This window comes from Candidatus Xianfuyuplasma coldseepsis (assembly GCF_014023125.1).
GTDB classification, from domain to species: Bacteria; Bacillota_I; Bacilli_A; order Izemoplasmatales; family Izemoplasmataceae; genus Xianfuyuplasma; species Xianfuyuplasma coldseepsis.
Genome location: NZ_CP048914.1, coordinates 917,722 through 933,174, shown reverse-complemented (window position 1 = coordinate 933,174; position 15,453 = coordinate 917,722). Strand labels below are relative to the sequence as shown.

Sequence of the window (15,453 nt, the reverse complement as noted above, 5' to 3'; positions counted from 1 at the left end):
TTTTCATATCAATCCTAACATTTTAAACGCTTTATACAAGCCATCATTCTCAATTCTATCCGTTACATATTTAGCTTCTTTCTGAACAGCTAGATGAGCATTCCCCATGGCAACGCTTGTTCTCGCAAATTGCAACATCGATATATCGTTATATCCATCACCAATCGCAATAATATCATCTTGTGTTAATCCAAGTTTCTTCATAAATTCTATGATTCCTACCTCTTTGAATCCCCCCTCAGTATTAACATCAATACCGTATTGACAGGAATACTCAAAGGATAATCCTGGTACAAGCTTCTCAAAACGTTTGAAATCATCCTTTTGATAAAAAAGATTGATTTGATAGACGGATTTACCCTTGTAGTAATTTGGTTCAAGAGTTGGATATTGAAGATTGAAATGATCGCAAAACTTTTGATAAGTATCGTTGTACATTGATTCTAGTACAAATCCATCCATACTCTCATAGGCAATATCAAATTTCTCCTTCTGAGCAAGCTCACGTATTGCATCGATGTTATGTTCGGGTATAGGGCTCTCAAAAATAACCTCATCATGATAAACAACTACCCGACCATTTGCGGCAATAAATGAATGAAATCCAAGTTCTTTGTCTATTCCATAAAACAATGCGGGTGGCCTACCGGTTGCTAAAACAATCTCATGTCCATTTTGGCGAGCTATTTTCAACGCTTCAACGGTACTTTGTGGCACAGAATGAGTGTTATAATCCAGAATCGTACCATCTAAATCTGCAAAAACGTATTTTTTTCTCATGAATTAATCCCCTTTAAGTATTACAATTTGTACTAAACAAGTAAGTATCGTATTAATTCCTCATTGTCTGTCAAAAATTGATCTTTGACATTGTAAAAAATTGTATTTTTCTCACGCACCGATTCTACTACATCAAAATCCTTCAGCTTTCGAAGGTGTTTTGATGTATTTGCTTGTTTGATACCTAACAGGTTTTCAATCTCACTTACACACAACCGGTCAAAGTCTAATAGTGTTTTAAAAATTGAAAATCTTGTTTCATCAGATAAGAGCTTAATGACGTCAAATTTATCCACATTATTTCACCTCTATAACTTTACAGTAATATAATTATACAGTAATATTACCATATAGTAATATATATGTCAAAGGTAAGAAAAACATCTCCTATCAAGCACCCCCATCCACATAGATAGAAAACTTAAGGCTGCTTCGTTCCCGACCTGACCTAGTTCGTTACGACCTATTGAATGAGGATGATTCATAAGAGATGTCTTATTTTGTTCTTAGTTTTTTGAAGAAACTTGTGATAATTTTACCACATTCTTCCTCCATGATTCCATCCAAGACTTCGACTTTATGGTTAAATGGTTTATCAAATAAATTGGTGATGCTTTGATGAGCACCTGTTTTGTATTCTTTTGCACCGTAAATTACTTGCTTCATTCGCGATTGGATAATTGCGCCGGCACACATCGGACAGGGTTCTATTGTAACATACATTGTGCATGTGTCAAGGCGCCAACTTTTTAACTTTTTATTTGCTTTCTCAATGGCCAGTATTTCTGCATGTGCGGTGGCTTTTCTAGCTTTCTCTCGTAAATTATGAGCTTTTGCGATGATTTTACCGTTGTGTACGATGACAGCACCAATTGGTACTTCCCCTTTTTTATATGCTTTTTTAGCCTCTTTTAGGGCTTTTTTCATATATTTACTATGATTCAATTGTTACAACTTCTTATTCCGATATAGATTTGGTTTTCGATACACTTTATGACACTTGCGACAACGAGCTTCATAACTTTCTTCTGCACCTATCATTACAATTGGATCATCATATCGTGCCGGTTTACCATTTACGATTCGTTGTGTCCGTGTAGCGGGAATACCACAATGAACACATACAGCAGTTAATTTTGTCACATACTCAGCAATCGCAAGTAACTTAGGCATAAAACTAAATGGCTCTCCGCGAAAATCTCGATCAAGACCGCTGACGATGACACGAATGCCTTTTTCTGCCAAGAATTCACAAATTGGAACAGCTTCTTCATCTAGGAATTGTACTTCATCTATTGCAACTACATCTGTTTCAGAATCGATATAATCGAATATCTGTGATGCTGAAGCGATGTTGACAGATTTGGTTCGATTGTTATTATGGGATACCACTTCTCCTTCTGAGTAACGGTTATCAATGTTTGGTTTGAAAACAACAATATTCTTTTTCGCATATTCCAAACGTTTAACACGGCGCAATAGTTCTTCCGTTTTTCCAGCAAACATTGGACCACAAATCACTTCAATCCATCCATCACGTTGATTCAAATACATAATTCCACCTCATTTTTTACTATATCCATAATACAATAGTACGCCAAATAAAACAATGGTTTTCCAAAATATCATAAAGATTATTTATAATTATTTTTTGTAACCAAACAATTCATAGAATTATTCATAGATGTTTGTCAAACATCTCTCAAAACGGCTATATTTAGGGCTTTAAAGTTATTTAGAAACATCCCATATATTGACCGTAAATGCCTGAAAAGTCTTTTAATAAATAAACAATTATGTTATAATTGTTTGGAATATAAATCATTTTTTTAATAAGGAGTAGATTATGGGTAAGAAATTCGAGATATCCGAAGAGCAACGAAAGGAATTGCTTAAAGAAATTAAACATCATAAAAAGAATCCTGGACCGCTTATGCCGATATTACATGAAGCTCAACGTATCTTTAGCTGCATACCCTTAGAAGTTCAGAAGATTGTTTCTGAAGAAACCGGAGTTCCTGTTGCTGAAATCAACGGTGTTGTAACTTTTTACTCAAGTTTTACATTACATCCAAAAGGGGATCACATCGTTGGGGTTTGTTTAGGAACCCCTTGTTATGTACGTGGAGCCCAAACCATTCTCGATTTTGTGAAAACCGAACTCGGTGTTGATGTTGGTGGAACGACAGAAGATGGATACTATACATTAGAAGCTATTCGTTGTATTGGTACATGTGGAATGGCTCCAGTAATGGCTTTTGATGAAGACGTTTATGGAGAAATGAGTGTAACAAAAGCAAGAAGACTGATAAAGGAGTATCGTGGTAAATAATGGAACTAAATGACGTGTTAGGATTATTGAATGCAAAACAGTACAACCAAGAATGCCCTCGATGTGTAAAAGAGATTAATTACGCCTTTGTTTGTGACCTGATGAGTGACGCATTAATGCTACTTAAAAAAATGCCAAGTCATATTGGTGCCCATGGAGCATTGGTCACGGGTTTGGTGACAAATCAAGCATTGCGAACAGCAGAAATCCTCGATTTAGAGACGATTATCTTTGTTCGCGGTAAAACACCTTCTCAATCGGTAATTGATCTTGCTGATGAGATTGGAATTACTTTAATTGGTACCGAACTAACGATGTATCGTACAAGTGGCTTATTATTCATGAATGGTGTTAAGAGTTACGAGTCTGTTCTTGAGGAAAATTAATGGAGCCGTACTCCAGAGAACACCAAATAGAACGAAATGACATCGCCAACGCTGGTACGATTGCCAGCTTAACAAAACGAGCATTAAAAAAACGTGGATTATCACGGGAATTTATCAAACAGGTTACCATCGGCGTATACGAAGCTGAGATTAACGTTGTTATTCATTCGTATGGCGGTAAAGCCAGTGTCGAAATAACCGATGATTTTGCCGAAATCACATTTGAAGATGTTGGTCCTGGTATTGAAAATATCGAACAAGCACTAACAGCTGGGTACTCAACCGCTAGTTCTTACGCTATTGAGAATGGCTTTGGTGCTGGTATGGGATTACCAAATATTCAAGCTGTAAGTGATGAAATGGATCTTCAATCATCTACTGATGGAACGTACTTGCGGATAAAATTCAACATTACAGAAGATGCGTATGAACATTAATGATGTAATTGCAGATTCTCAATGGACACTACTAAATTCCCCTGGGGAAACCAATCAAACCATTCAAGGTGTATTCGCCTGTGACTTATTAAGTCATGTGATGGGATTCGCAAATGAAGGTGAACTGTTGGTTACTGTGTTGAACAACATCAATGTTCTAGGTGTGGTTCACTTACTGGATTTATCTGGTGTTGTGTTTCCACATAACATTCAAGTACAGCAATCCATCATTGATAAAGCGAATGAACTCGGCATTCCCCTATTATCCACATCAATGACAACAGCAGATACTGTTGTTGCATTGCATAAGCTTGGTGTCTAATTATCCGTTTAAAATACGACTTACACATTCATAGTATTTTATCGCCTGATGGCGGTGAGATGATGACACCAAACAACATCCTCAATATGGCGATGTTGAAGAAACTCGATTTTGTGGCGATAACAGATCACAATACAGCGAAGCAACTACAAACCATTCAAGAAATCGAAAAAGCCTATGATTTTATCGTTGTACCCGGGATTGAAGTAACTGTAGCAGAGGGATTTGATGTACTATGTTATTTTCGCACGTATGAAGATGTAATAGTATTATCAAATCATCTTGAACGATATTTGAAAAAGGAAGATTGGGGACCGTTTTCCCAATCGGATCAAGTCATTACTGATATCTATGATATCGAACTTGAAACGTATCCATATTCATTACGGGCTACTACTATCCCTTATATGGAACTCTATCATTTTGTCCAAAAACATAACGGCAAGTGTGTCTTGGCACACATTGAACGTTCTAGCAAAAGCGCTCTATTATATTATTCTCTATCCGACATACCCTTTGACGGTGTTGAGATTCAACACTACAAGAAGGAAGAGTTTTTATCGCAACATCCCGAGATTACACAATTCCCAATTCTCTCTAGTTCTGATGCACACTCAATCTTAAGGTTATCAGAACGAGAAGAAGAGTTGGAATTACCTGAGAAATCAATAGAAGCCCTATTTGCATATCTAAAAGGTCGTGATTAAATGAATGAGTTGTCTCTACACATCCTAGATATCTGTCAAAATTCAATCAAAGCAAACGCGTCTTTAATACAAATCATTATTACCGAAGATACTATCAAAAACACATATATCATTGAAATCCATGACAATGGATTTGGTATGAACGAAAAAACATTAAGTGAAGTTGCAGATCCCTTCTTTACAACGAGAACAACTCGTTCTGTAGGAATGGGTGTCTCTCTCTTTAAAATGGCTGCTGAAATGGCTGGAGGGACGTTTAATATTACCTCAAAAGTCAATCAAGGTACGTCCGTAATTGCTCAGTTTGAGCACAATCACATCGATCGTGCTCCACTCGGTTCGATAGAAGATACCTTAGCCATTCTACTAATGAATGAGGCTGCCATAGATATTTATTACAAGCACATATGCAATCATAAAGAGTATGTTTTAGATACTCGTGAAATTAAGAACGTACTAAATGGAATTCCTCTCGCTGATTATGACGTAATCATGTGGGTTAAGAACAATATAAAAGAAGGAATAACGACAATTCATAAGGAGGAAGCAAGATGAAATCTTTAGACGATTTAAAGAAAATTCGGGATGCTGCTCAACGTAAAGTTACGATGAGGGGTAAAAACGAAGGTACACGTATACTTGTCGGTATGGCAACTTGCGGTATCAGTGCTGGAGCCCGCCCGGTCATGAATAAATTGGTTGAGGATATTGCCGAAAAAGATATCCCCAACGTTACCGTAACTCCTGTTGGTTGTATTGGTGAATGCGCCATTGAACCAATTGTAGAGGTACTAGAAGGTGAGAAACGAACGACGTACTGCCGTGTTGATGTCGACGTAGCAGAACGAATCATAAATGAACATATTATCGGTGGTAAGGTCGTCCAAGACAATCTTATTGGTAAATATAGACTATAGGTGGTGACAACATGATTGAGAGAGCTCATGTCCTGATATGTAGTGGTTCGATGTGCGTTAGTAGGGGCGCAAAATCCTTACGAAGCGAATTCGAAGAACACTTAACAAGACTGGGAATACGTGATGAGATTAAACTGGTAAATACCGGTTGTGTCGGTCTTTGTGAACAAGGACCATTTGTCATCATCTATCCTGAAGGTGTATTTTACGCCCTTGTTAAGAACAAAGATATTAAAACAATATGTGAAGAGCATTTATACAAAGGTCGTATTGTTGAAAAACTCGTTTTTGATGAAGCGATGACGGACGAAAAAGAAATCAAAGCCTTTGATGAAATTAAGTTCTATTCCAAACAAACCCGTGTTGCCTTACGTAACTGTGGGTTAATCAATCCCGATGACATCGAAGAGTACATTGCTCGTGATGGATACCGTGGTCTTGGTAAAGCATTACTTGAAATGACACCACTTGAAGTCATTGAAGAAATGCAAGCATCCGGATTGCGCGGACGTGGTGGAGGAGGATTCCCCACAGGATTGAAATGGAAATTCGCTTATCAGAATGAAAGCGATCAAAAATTTGTCATCTGTAATGCCGATGAGGGAGACCCCGGTGCCTTTATGGACCGCGCGTTATTAGAAGGGGATCCACATGCGGTATTAGAAGGTTTAATGATTGCCGGATATGCTATTGGTGCGGACAAAGGATATATCTATGTTCGTATAGAATACCCGACAGCCATTGAAAAATTAAAAATCGCAATTTCTCAAGCAAAAGAACTTGGTTTGCTTGGTAAAAATATTTTTGGTAGTGGATTTGATTTTGATATCGAAATCCGACTTGGTGCCGGGGCTTTTGTTTGTGGTGAAGAGACTGCATTAATCGCTTCGATTGAGGGTGGACGAGGTATGTCTCGTAACAAACCTCCCTTCCCAGCTGCAAAAGGATTATGGGGAAAACCTACCATTATCAACAATGTGGAAACTCTAGCCAATGTATCAGCTATTCTTTACATTGGTGCAAAAGAATTTGCAAAAATCGGTACGGAAAAATCCAAAGGTACCAAAGTCTTTAGTTTGGGTGGAAACATCAAAAACGCTGGACTTGTTGAAGTACCAATGGGAACAACTTTACGCGAGGTAATCTATGAAATTGGTGGCGGAATTCCACAGAACAAACAGCTGAAAGCCGTACAAACAGGTGGACCTTCTGGTGGAGCAATTCCAGAATCGTTACTCGATATGCCGATTGAGTACGAAACGCTTGTTGAAGCCGGTTCGATGATGGGATCCGGAGGAATGGTTGTTATTGATGAAGACAACTGTATGGTCGACATCTGCCGTTTCTACTTGGAGTTTACCGTTGATGAATCCTGTGGTAAGTGTACCCCCTGTCGTGAAGGTACCAAAAAAATGTATGAAATGTTGGAAATCATTTCTTCAGGTGAAGGAACCTTGGAAGACATTGATCGATTGGAAAAACTAGCAAAAATGGTTAAGAGCTCATCTTTATGTGGACTTGGCCAAGCCGCTCCGAACCCCATTTTATCAATGTTGGAGCACTTCCGTGAAGAATTTGAAGCCCACGTTGTCGATAAAAGATGTCCGGGTGGAGTCTGTAAACCACTCATCCATCTAGAAATAACAAAAGATTGTATCGGATGTACGAAGTGTGCAACCAACTGCCCAGTTGATTGTATTTCTGGTTCAATCAAACAACTGCACGAAATTGATACGTCAGCATGTATTAAATGTGGTATTTGTAAAAACATTTGCCCTGTTGACGCCATCATTAGTGTATAGGAGGTATATGAATGGACAAAGTTACAATTACAATCAATGGACAACAGATTACCGTTCCTAAAGACTATACCGTTATGCGTGCTGCAGAAGATTTGGGCATCGAAGTACCACGCTTATGTTTCCTAAAAGATATTAATGAAACCTCCGCTTGTCGTTTATGCGTCGTTGACGTCAAAAACATGCGCGGACTGAAGAACTCCTGTACCTTAGCTGTTGACGATGGTATGGAAGTAGAAACCAACACCCAAGAAATTCACGATAGTATCGTTGCCAATTTGCAACTTCTCGCCGCAAACCACATCTTCGAATGTTGGGCTTGTGAACGCGAAAACAGTTGTGAATTGCTTGATTTAATGCGTCGTTTCAATGTCGACAATGTGTTTGGTGAGAATCTATTTTTCGATCGTAAAGAACGATTAATCAATGATACATCTAGTGCGATTGTTCTCGATAGTGGAAAATGTATTCTATGTGGTCGTTGTGTCAACGCTTGTGAAAAAGCGACTGGTTTAGGAATCTTGGCATTCAACGAACGTGGACAAGATACCTACATTGGACCAGCGAACTTCCACGGTATGGAAGATAGTGGTTGTATTTACTGTGGTGCTTGTATTCAAGCGTGTCCTGTTGCCGCTATCAAAGAAAAATCCCACATTGATTTTGTCTTAGATGCACTGCGCGACAAAAACAAAAAAGTCGTTGTTAGTGTGGCTCCTTCTGTTACCGTTACACTAGGTGAAGAGTTTGGTGCCGAGATTGGTACAAATGTAGAAGGTAAATTATACACATCCTTGCAAAAAGTCGGGTTTGATGAAGTAATGGACTTAACGTTCGCAACCGATTTTTCTGTTGTTGAAGAAGCTACCGAGTTCATTCATCGCCTGAAAAATGATGGACCACTTCCAATGTTTACATCGTGCTCTCCGGGTTGGATTAATTACATTGAGCAATACGAATCAGAGTACTTACCACATTTATCCAGCGCGAAATCACCACAACAAGTATCCGGATCGTTAGTAAAACATTACTATGCTGAGAAACTAGGCTATCATAAAGAAAATATTGTGTATGTTACGATCATGCCATGTATTGCGAAGAAACACGAAGCGGATCGTGAGCAAATGAAATATCAAGGTGTTAAGGATGTAGATTACGTCTTAACGACAAGAGAATATGCTCGTTTGTTAAAACGAAAAGGAATCCGCTTTATGTCACTATCTGATGGTGAACCATATGGTACACTTGCTGAGTTAACCAAAACACCATTACAACCCCACCTTGAAGCTGGATTAATTGAATCAACATTACATACGGTTTCTCATTTATTAGAAGAGAAACCTGCAGCCATCGAATTTAAGGCCGCACGGGGAATGAAGGATATTAAAGAAGCGACTTATCGTGCTTCAGGAATGGATATCAATATTGCTGTGGTTCATGGTGGAATGAACATTCAAGACTTCTTCCAACACATTAAGAAAACAAAGAAAACATATCACTATGTTGAATTTATGGCTTGTAGCGATGGTTGTGTTGCCGGTGGTGGACAACCAATTCAACCAGCTGTTGTTCAAGACAATATCGATATTGTTGGCCTTCGGCTTGAAGCGTTACATAACTTAGAACATTCCAAAGAAACACGTGAGGTTGGACTCGCAGATAACGTCAAAGCCATTTACGATAACTATTTGACAAAACCAGGTTCAACGAAAGCAAAAACATTGCTTCATACAACGTATCAAGAACGAAAGTTCTATAAATAACATAAAAACCCAGATTATTCTGGGTTTTCTTTTTCGGTTTGATATTCGAGGATGTCCCCGGGTTGACACTCTAATACTTCACATATTTTTTCTAACGTTGAGAAGCGGATGGCACGCACTTTTCCAGTTTTTAGGTTGGATAAATTGGCGATGCTAACCCCAACTTGCTCCGATAATTCACTTAGCTGCATTTTACGATCGGCAAGAACACGATCTAAACGAGTAATTATCGGCATTGTTACACCGTCATATCATGGTCTTCTTGAAGATAGGAACCATAATCAAAAATGTTTGCTAAGATCAAGATAATGACACCCATGAAGACGGATTGGAAATGAATACTGAAGTTGATGGTTGCTTCGAATAAGTCGAGTTGATGAATTAATTGCCAGAAAAATAAGTTATTGATGTAGGGTAAAACAACAGATGCGATCAAATAGCCATATCCAATATATTTTAGTCGATTTACATTATTATCCGAGAATGGATTTTGATCGATCGTATCCCGCAATATATTGCGGATATAAATCATGACAAACTGTAAGAATGCAAGATTGGCTAGAGCCATAAATCCTAGTAATACCAATGTCCACTTAACATTAATAATTCCCGTAAATAAGGATTCATCTATTTGATATAGTACATTGGACAATTGAATGTTTATGTGTTCAATATTATCCAAGTCAAAGTTCATCAAGTCCTTTGGTATAAATAGTGCCACTAAAAATCCGATCAATACAAACCCCATAAGAACATATAGTGCTCGTACACTCCAAGAAAGAAATACATGGGTTCCTTTCATAATGTTATCAAACCGTTTTTTGTTGATTGTTTTATTCATTATAATCAACCTCCTTAACAACTATAGAATACACTACTGTTTTATGTTTGTCAACAGTTTTTTATCGTTTATCGATATATTATTATTGTTTTATATAAATTAGAATAAATAAAAAAGGCTACCGTAGTAGCCAATTTATTAATTTTCTTCTGTTTTACGACCGTAACGTTTGTTGAAACGTTCGACTCGTCCTGCAGCTTTACCAAATTTTTGTTCACCTGTATAGAATGGGTGACAATTAGAACAGGTATCTACACGGATTTCTTCTTTGATGCTTCCGCTCTCAAATGTATTTCCGCAAGTAGTACATGTAATGGTTGCTTTTTTGTAATCAGGATGAATGCCTTTTTTCATGTCCGTCTACTCCTTCCGCCATGGCTTAGGTTACCATAGTAAGTGTATTTGCTAGTAAATTATAACAAACTACGTTTATAAAGGCAAGTAAAATATCGATTATTTTATCCCCATTAAAATAGTGGATTTTAAACCCATTCCTTTTGTTGTTTGTGGTATAATGAGAGTGAAAAAAGAAGGTGTATACAATGCGTAAAATATCTGGTGATATCATCACAAAAGCTGTAAAAGAAGCTGTTATCAAGATTAACTATAATCTTGATAATTCCCTTGTAGCAAGAATTCAAAAAGCGAAAGAGCACGAAACCAATCAAACAGCGAGTGCCATTCTAGACGATATACTAGCGAATCAAGAGATTGCTGGAAAAGGTGAATTCCCTCTTTGTCAAGATACTGGTGTTGTCGTTGTATTTGCGGAACTTGGCCGTGATATATATCTTGAACACGACCTAGAAGCTTCCATCAATGAGGGTGTTCGCCAAGGGTATCAAGAGGGCTATTTACGCAAAAGTATTGTGAACCACCCGTTCAATCGTGAAAATACACAAGATAACACTCCCGCTATAATTCATACAAGAGTGGTAGCGGGTTCTTCATTAAAACTTAAAATCGCTGCCAAAGGTGGCGGTAGTGAAAACATGAGTTTGGTTAAAATGTTAACTCCTGCCGAAGGGATCGAAGGTGTTAAAAAACTTGTGTTAGATACGATTTTTCATGCTGGAGGAAAACCTTGTCCTCCAATCATCGTCGGTTTAGGGCTTGGAGGGAATTTAGAGAAAAGTGCATTACTAGCCAAAGAGGCGATTCTTAGACCCTTGGATGATCACCATGATGATCCAATCATCGCATCATTGGAGAATGAACTTTACGAAGAGATAAATAAACTCGGGGTTGGTCCTATGGGTGTTGGTGGAGAAACCACTTGTTTAGCCGTTAAAATCAATACCTACCCCATGCATATTGCCAGTTTACCTGTGGCAATCAACATCCAATGTCACTCCGCACGCCATACGGAGGTGATCCTATGATCCGTATGACAACACCAATAACCAACGACGACGTAGAACGTCTTTATGCAGGGGAGAAAGTACTGATATCAGGTACGATATACACCGCTCGTGATCAAGCTCATATTCGCCTTCTTACAGAAGAACGTCCCGCCTTTGATATCGACGGTAGCGTCATATTTTATGTCGGTCCCACCCCAGCACGAGGTGGGAATCCCATTGGTTCTAGTGGACCCACATCCAGTTATCGCATGGATAATATTACATCCAATTTAATGCAACAAGGTTTAAAATTAATGATTGGTAAAGGAGACAGAAGCGAAGCCTTTCGCCAAGAAATGATGAAGTATAAGTCCGTCTATTTAATAGCTACCGGTGGTGCTGGAGCGCTACTCGCAAGTACTGTACTATCCAGCAAAACAATCATGTATGAAGACTTGGGTGCGGAAGCCATCCGAGAGCTTACAGTGAAAGATTTCCCATGTTTTGTTGCTTATGACATTCATGGTGGAAACATCTTTCAGAGGTAACCCTATGGACAATTTAAAAGAACGAAGCCTTCAATTACATAAAGAACGTAAAGGGAAGATATCCGTTGTTTCAAAGGTATCCGTCCATACTAATGATGACTTAAGTTTGGCGTATTCCCCGGGCGTCGCAGAGCCATGCAAAGCGATTCAAGAGGACCCTAATACAATATATGACTATACTACTAAAGGCAATATGGTAGCCGTTGTGAGTGACGGCAGTGCCGTTCTCGGACTTGGTAATATCGGTCCATATGCCGGTCTTCCCGTTATGGAAGGAAAAGCACTACTATTTAAAGAGTTTGCAAATGTTGATGCCTTTCCGATAATGCTCGATACCCAAGATCCGGACGAAATTGTTCAAGCGATTAAACATATTAGTCCTGGCTTTGGGGGAATTAACCTAGAAGATATCAATGCTCCTAAATGTGTCTATATCGAACGACGATTAAAAGAAGAATTGGATATACCGGTATTTCATGATGACCAACATGGGACCGCCATTGTAACACTAGCAGCATTAATCAATGCTTGTCGTTTAACAGATAAGCGTCTAGAAGATTTAAAAATTGTTATATGTGGTACAGGTGCCGCGGGTAGTAGTATCGCTCGTTTACTTCATAAAGTAGGAATTACCGAGTTGTATGGATTTAATAAACAAGGGGTGTTATTAGACCGTAAGTATAATGACTACAGTTTCTTAGACCAAGACTTACTCGAACATGATATTCTGTTATCCCCAGACCATTTAAAAGAGGATTCTCTAGCTGAATTAATCAAGGATAAAGATGTGTTTATCGGTGTCAGTGTTAAAAACATCTTGACAAAAGAGATGATTCAAACGATGAATCCCAATCCATTTATCTTCGCCATGGCCAATCCTGATCCAGAAATCACCTATGAAGATGCAAAAGCGGCCGGAGCAAAAATCATTGGTACGGGTCGCAGTGATTATCCCAATCAGATTAATAATGTTCTTGCTTTTCCAGGATTATTCCGTGGGGCACTCGATGCAAGAGCAAAGAACATTACCGATGAGATGAAAATTGCTAGTGCCAAAGCCATTGCAGCGATTATCAATGACAGTGAACTGCGAGATGATTACATCATACCATCCCCATTTGATAAACGCGTTGTGAAGGAAGTAGCGCATGCCGTTCAACAAGAAGCATTAAAAGAAAAAGACACTCGCTGAGTGTCTTTATTATATTATTCGGGTAATGTAACCGAATGAAGAATGGTTTCTGGTTCACTAATCAGGGATGCTTTGATGTATTTACGAGAAACAGTGTAGAAATAGTCTGAGATGAATTTAATCTTGTAGACGTATACATCTTCTTCTGCATCTTGTTCATGACGGATGAATCCATCATACGTTAATCCATCGGTTTCATCAAAGTTGTAGACCAGTATTCCACTATTATATGTCGAACCGGTTACTTCATTGTAATTGTAGGTTGAGAACGGTAATGCGATGATTCCTTTGTTTAAGTCGACAAGGAGATCTTTATGTTCATAGGTAGCAGAACTCCAGCCCCAACCGAAGTCGGAATAATCAAAGATTGCTTCGGAGAAGACTACAGGATTGGTTTTATCGGTGATATCATAAATTGATATTTTTAATCCGTTGGTTCCACCATCGCTATCGCCAAAACCAATACCAAGGATATAGTCGTTTCCAAGGGGTTGCAAGTAACTAGAGAATCCAGGAACTTTCAGCTCTCCAACAACACTTGGGTTGTCTTCATCGGCAAGGTCTAAGACATAGAATGGATCCGTTTGTTCAAAGGTAACCACATAGCCATATACACCGGTAAATCGTACGCTTTTAATGGTTTCACCCGGTTCACCTAGGTTTTCTAATCGCGATACTTCATCTAAGTTTTCATCAAGAATAAAGACACGATTGTTGATATTGTCTCCCCACCAACCAGTTGTTGTGGCGACACGGAGATATCCATTGTACTCATCCATCGAGAATTGATTTAAGGTGTATCCCGGTACGGTTCCTGTGTTGGTAACGGTTAAATCAGCATCATTAATTTCTACTTTGGTAATGGCTGTTTTGGTTTCTGATACAGGATCTTCGACATCAATAATATCGGCCATTGGAACAAAGTAATAAATATTTCCAGCTAGATAGATGTTATTTTCTGAAACATAGAGATTGTATCCATTATCCCCTAATACTACTTCCATATCAATCGCTTCATTATCGAGATCAATCATATAGAAGGACGTAAAGGAGTTTGGTTCGGTACCATCTACATACGAAATATCACGATAGGTAGCTGTTGTTAGTTCTTCATCGACTGCATATTCAGGTAGATAGCTATCAACCTCAAATTCATCGTTGGTATAAGGTAAGTAGGTTGTCGTAATGATGGCTAAATTGTCGCCGATTTTACGAGTTCCAATCAAATTACCACTGACGTTATATTCATTTAACAATGCGAAGTCATCAGCTTTATCATATACGTATACACTGACATTATCATTATATCCGTACCAATAATCATAATAGAAGAAATCTTCTTCGCCTTCTTTGTCACAATAGTATTCATACTCTGATCCGACAACGACTAGATAGTCGTCATCAACATATAATCCCGTAACATACATTCCAGAAGGACACTCGGTTTCTTCATCAACGTATTCAATCGTTTTATAGTTGGATAATACACTTGCTTCTCCCGCTTGGGTATAAGCCAACGAGATGAATACTTTGTTGTTTTGCATTACATAGATGTATTTTCCATCGGTAACGACGTTATCCATTTCATCAACACCAGTAACTTGGTTGTTGGTTTCCGAATAATCATCACTACCTTCGTCGCCACCATCTGTGTAGTCTCCTTCAGCTCCATCTAACGCATCATTGGTAGGAGCAAAATTCTCTAGGGCTATATCGTCTTCCATCCATCCTCGAAAGAGATTATAGGATTGCATTCTAGCTTCGAATGTTTCCATAATGTCTAAGACGTCATTAGCGCTGCGAATATCATGGAGTTCTCCTGTTGGAGTTACGGTAGTTGTTTGCATTGTGGTTAATACCAAAGCAACAACAACAAGTGGTGCTAAGGCTGTGGATGCGAGTAATCCCATCCGTGTTTTAAATCCGGGATTGGTTGAAGCTGGTAATCGCATCGCACGGTGTTTCGATGTTAATAAGCGATTCCATTTGATTTCCCGCCCCATCTTGATAGCGGAAAACGTCATCAATACTAAGATGAATAGACCAACAATCATAATCACAGGATTATTCAGTAAAAATAACATAT

At 38.5% G+C, this 15,453-nt stretch carries 20 protein-coding genes and 1 other RNA gene; 12 read left to right on the top strand and 9 right to left on the bottom strand.

The genetic code is table 11. The features are described from left to right. Positions 1-3: 3 nt before the first annotated feature. The 5 genes from G4Z02_RS04410 to G4Z02_RS04390 form a co-directional block, all read right to left on the bottom strand. The gene (locus G4Z02_RS04410) at positions 4-780 is read right to left on the bottom strand and encodes a Cof-type HAD-IIB family hydrolase (RefSeq protein ID WP_258878654.1); all 777 of its coding nucleotides are present in this window, start codon (positions 778-780) and stop codon (positions 4-6) included. A 32-nt stretch (positions 781-812) separates the two neighbouring features. Continuing rightward, positions 813-1,076, bottom strand: a complete 264-nt coding sequence (locus G4Z02_RS04405) for an ArsR/SmtB family transcription factor (protein ID WP_258878653.1) — start codon at positions 1,074-1,076, stop codon at positions 813-815. Between the two features lie 92 nt (positions 1,077-1,168). After that, an RNA gene (gene ffs, locus G4Z02_RS04400) (signal recognition particle sRNA small type) lies at positions 1,169-1,263 on the bottom strand. A gap of 12 nt (positions 1,264-1,275) precedes the next feature. Further along, entirely contained in the window at positions 1,276-1,707 is a 432-nt protein-coding gene (tadA, locus tag G4Z02_RS04395) for a tRNA adenosine(34) deaminase TadA (RefSeq protein ID WP_258878652.1), read from the bottom strand. A gap of 21 nt (positions 1,708-1,728) precedes the next feature. Beyond that, positions 1,729-2,334: a thymidine kinase gene (locus tag G4Z02_RS04390; protein ID WP_258878651.1), complete on the bottom strand. Its 606-nt coding sequence runs from the start codon at positions 2,332-2,334 to the stop codon at positions 1,729-1,731. Positions 2,335-2,626: 292 nt separating this feature from the next. On the opposite strand from G4Z02_RS04390, the gene G4Z02_RS04385 reads away from it, so the two are divergent. From G4Z02_RS04385 to G4Z02_RS04345, 9 genes are all read left to right on the top strand, one after another. Next, entirely contained in the window at positions 2,627-3,112 is a 486-nt protein-coding gene (locus tag G4Z02_RS04385; RefSeq protein ID WP_258878650.1) for an NADH-quinone oxidoreductase subunit NuoE family protein, read from the top strand. Beyond that, positions 3,112-3,498 carry a transcriptional regulator gene (locus G4Z02_RS04380; RefSeq protein WP_258878649.1) on the top strand — a complete coding sequence of 129 codons (387 nt, stop codon included), beginning with the start codon at positions 3,112-3,114 and terminating at the stop codon, positions 3,496-3,498. Before G4Z02_RS04385 ends, G4Z02_RS04380 begins: the two co-directional genes overlap by 1 nt. Next, on the top strand, positions 3,498-3,935 hold the full coding sequence (locus G4Z02_RS04375; RefSeq protein ID WP_258878648.1) for an ATP-binding protein: 438 nt from the start codon (positions 3,498-3,500) through the stop codon (positions 3,933-3,935). Before G4Z02_RS04380 ends, G4Z02_RS04375 begins: the two co-directional genes overlap by 1 nt. Beyond that, entirely contained in the window at positions 3,925-4,257 is a 333-nt protein-coding gene (locus G4Z02_RS04370) for a DRTGG domain-containing protein (RefSeq protein WP_258878647.1), read from the top strand. The genes G4Z02_RS04375 and G4Z02_RS04370 overlap by 11 nt, the downstream gene beginning before the upstream one ends. 62 nt (positions 4,258-4,319) lie before the next feature. After that, entirely contained in the window at positions 4,320-4,964 is a 645-nt protein-coding gene (locus G4Z02_RS04365; protein ID WP_258878646.1) for a PHP domain-containing protein, read from the top strand. Beyond that, positions 4,965-5,519 (top strand): ATP-binding protein, encoded by a 555-nt coding sequence (locus G4Z02_RS04360; protein ID WP_258878645.1) that lies wholly within the window; start codon positions 4,965-4,967, stop codon positions 5,517-5,519. Next, positions 5,516-5,881: a (2Fe-2S) ferredoxin domain-containing protein gene (locus G4Z02_RS04355; protein WP_258878644.1), complete on the top strand. Its 366-nt coding sequence runs from the start codon at positions 5,516-5,518 to the stop codon at positions 5,879-5,881. The genes G4Z02_RS04360 and G4Z02_RS04355 overlap by 4 nt, the downstream gene beginning before the upstream one ends. Positions 5,882-5,892: 11 nt before the next feature. Continuing rightward, positions 5,893-7,683: an NADH-quinone oxidoreductase subunit NuoF gene (gene nuoF / locus G4Z02_RS04350; protein ID WP_258878643.1), complete on the top strand. Its 1,791-nt coding sequence runs from the start codon at positions 5,893-5,895 to the stop codon at positions 7,681-7,683. A gap of 11 nt (positions 7,684-7,694) precedes the next feature. Then, positions 7,695-9,443, top strand: coding sequence for a [FeFe] hydrogenase, group A (locus G4Z02_RS04345; protein WP_258878642.1), 1,749 nt, complete (start codon positions 7,695-7,697; stop codon positions 9,441-9,443). A gap of 14 nt (positions 9,444-9,457) precedes the next feature. Here G4Z02_RS04345 and G4Z02_RS04340 read toward each other — a convergent pair whose 3' ends face one another. The 3 genes from G4Z02_RS04340 to rpmE form a co-directional block, all read right to left on the bottom strand. After that, positions 9,458-9,679, bottom strand: coding sequence for a helix-turn-helix domain-containing protein (locus tag G4Z02_RS04340; RefSeq protein WP_258878641.1), 222 nt, complete (start codon positions 9,677-9,679; stop codon positions 9,458-9,460). Positions 9,680-9,681: 2 nt separating this feature from the next. Beyond that, positions 9,682-10,284: a DUF2975 domain-containing protein gene (locus G4Z02_RS04335; protein WP_258878640.1), complete on the bottom strand. Its 603-nt coding sequence runs from the start codon at positions 10,282-10,284 to the stop codon at positions 9,682-9,684. 138 nt (positions 10,285-10,422) lie between these two features. Continuing rightward, positions 10,423-10,638 carry a 50S ribosomal protein L31 gene (gene rpmE / locus G4Z02_RS04330; RefSeq protein WP_258878639.1) on the bottom strand — a complete coding sequence of 72 codons (216 nt, stop codon included), beginning with the start codon at positions 10,636-10,638 and terminating at the stop codon, positions 10,423-10,425. Positions 10,639-10,826: 188 nt separating this feature from the next. Between rpmE and G4Z02_RS04325 the strand changes: the two genes are divergently transcribed. Genes G4Z02_RS04325 through G4Z02_RS04315 form a run of 3 tightly spaced genes read left to right on the top strand, consistent with a single transcriptional unit; the run spans position 10,827 to position 13,367 of the window. Then, on the top strand, positions 10,827-11,666 hold the full coding sequence (locus G4Z02_RS04325; RefSeq protein ID WP_258878638.1) for a fumarate hydratase: 840 nt from the start codon (positions 10,827-10,829) through the stop codon (positions 11,664-11,666). Then, entirely contained in the window at positions 11,663-12,175 is a 513-nt protein-coding gene (locus G4Z02_RS04320; RefSeq protein ID WP_258878637.1) for a FumA C-terminus/TtdB family hydratase beta subunit, read from the top strand. Before G4Z02_RS04325 ends, G4Z02_RS04320 begins: the two co-directional genes overlap by 4 nt. A gap of 4 nt (positions 12,176-12,179) precedes the next feature. Next, a complete protein-coding gene (locus tag G4Z02_RS04315) occupies positions 12,180-13,367 on the top strand; it encodes an NAD(P)-dependent malic enzyme (protein WP_258878636.1) in 1,188 nt (395 codons plus the stop codon). A 14-nt stretch (positions 13,368-13,381) separates the two neighbouring features. Here G4Z02_RS04315 and G4Z02_RS04310 read toward each other — a convergent pair whose 3' ends face one another. After that, the gene (locus G4Z02_RS04310) at positions 13,382-15,451 is read right to left on the bottom strand and encodes a beta-propeller domain-containing protein (RefSeq protein WP_258878635.1); all 2,070 of its coding nucleotides are present in this window, start codon (positions 15,449-15,451) and stop codon (positions 13,382-13,384) included. Positions 15,452-15,453: the final 2 nt, after the last annotated feature.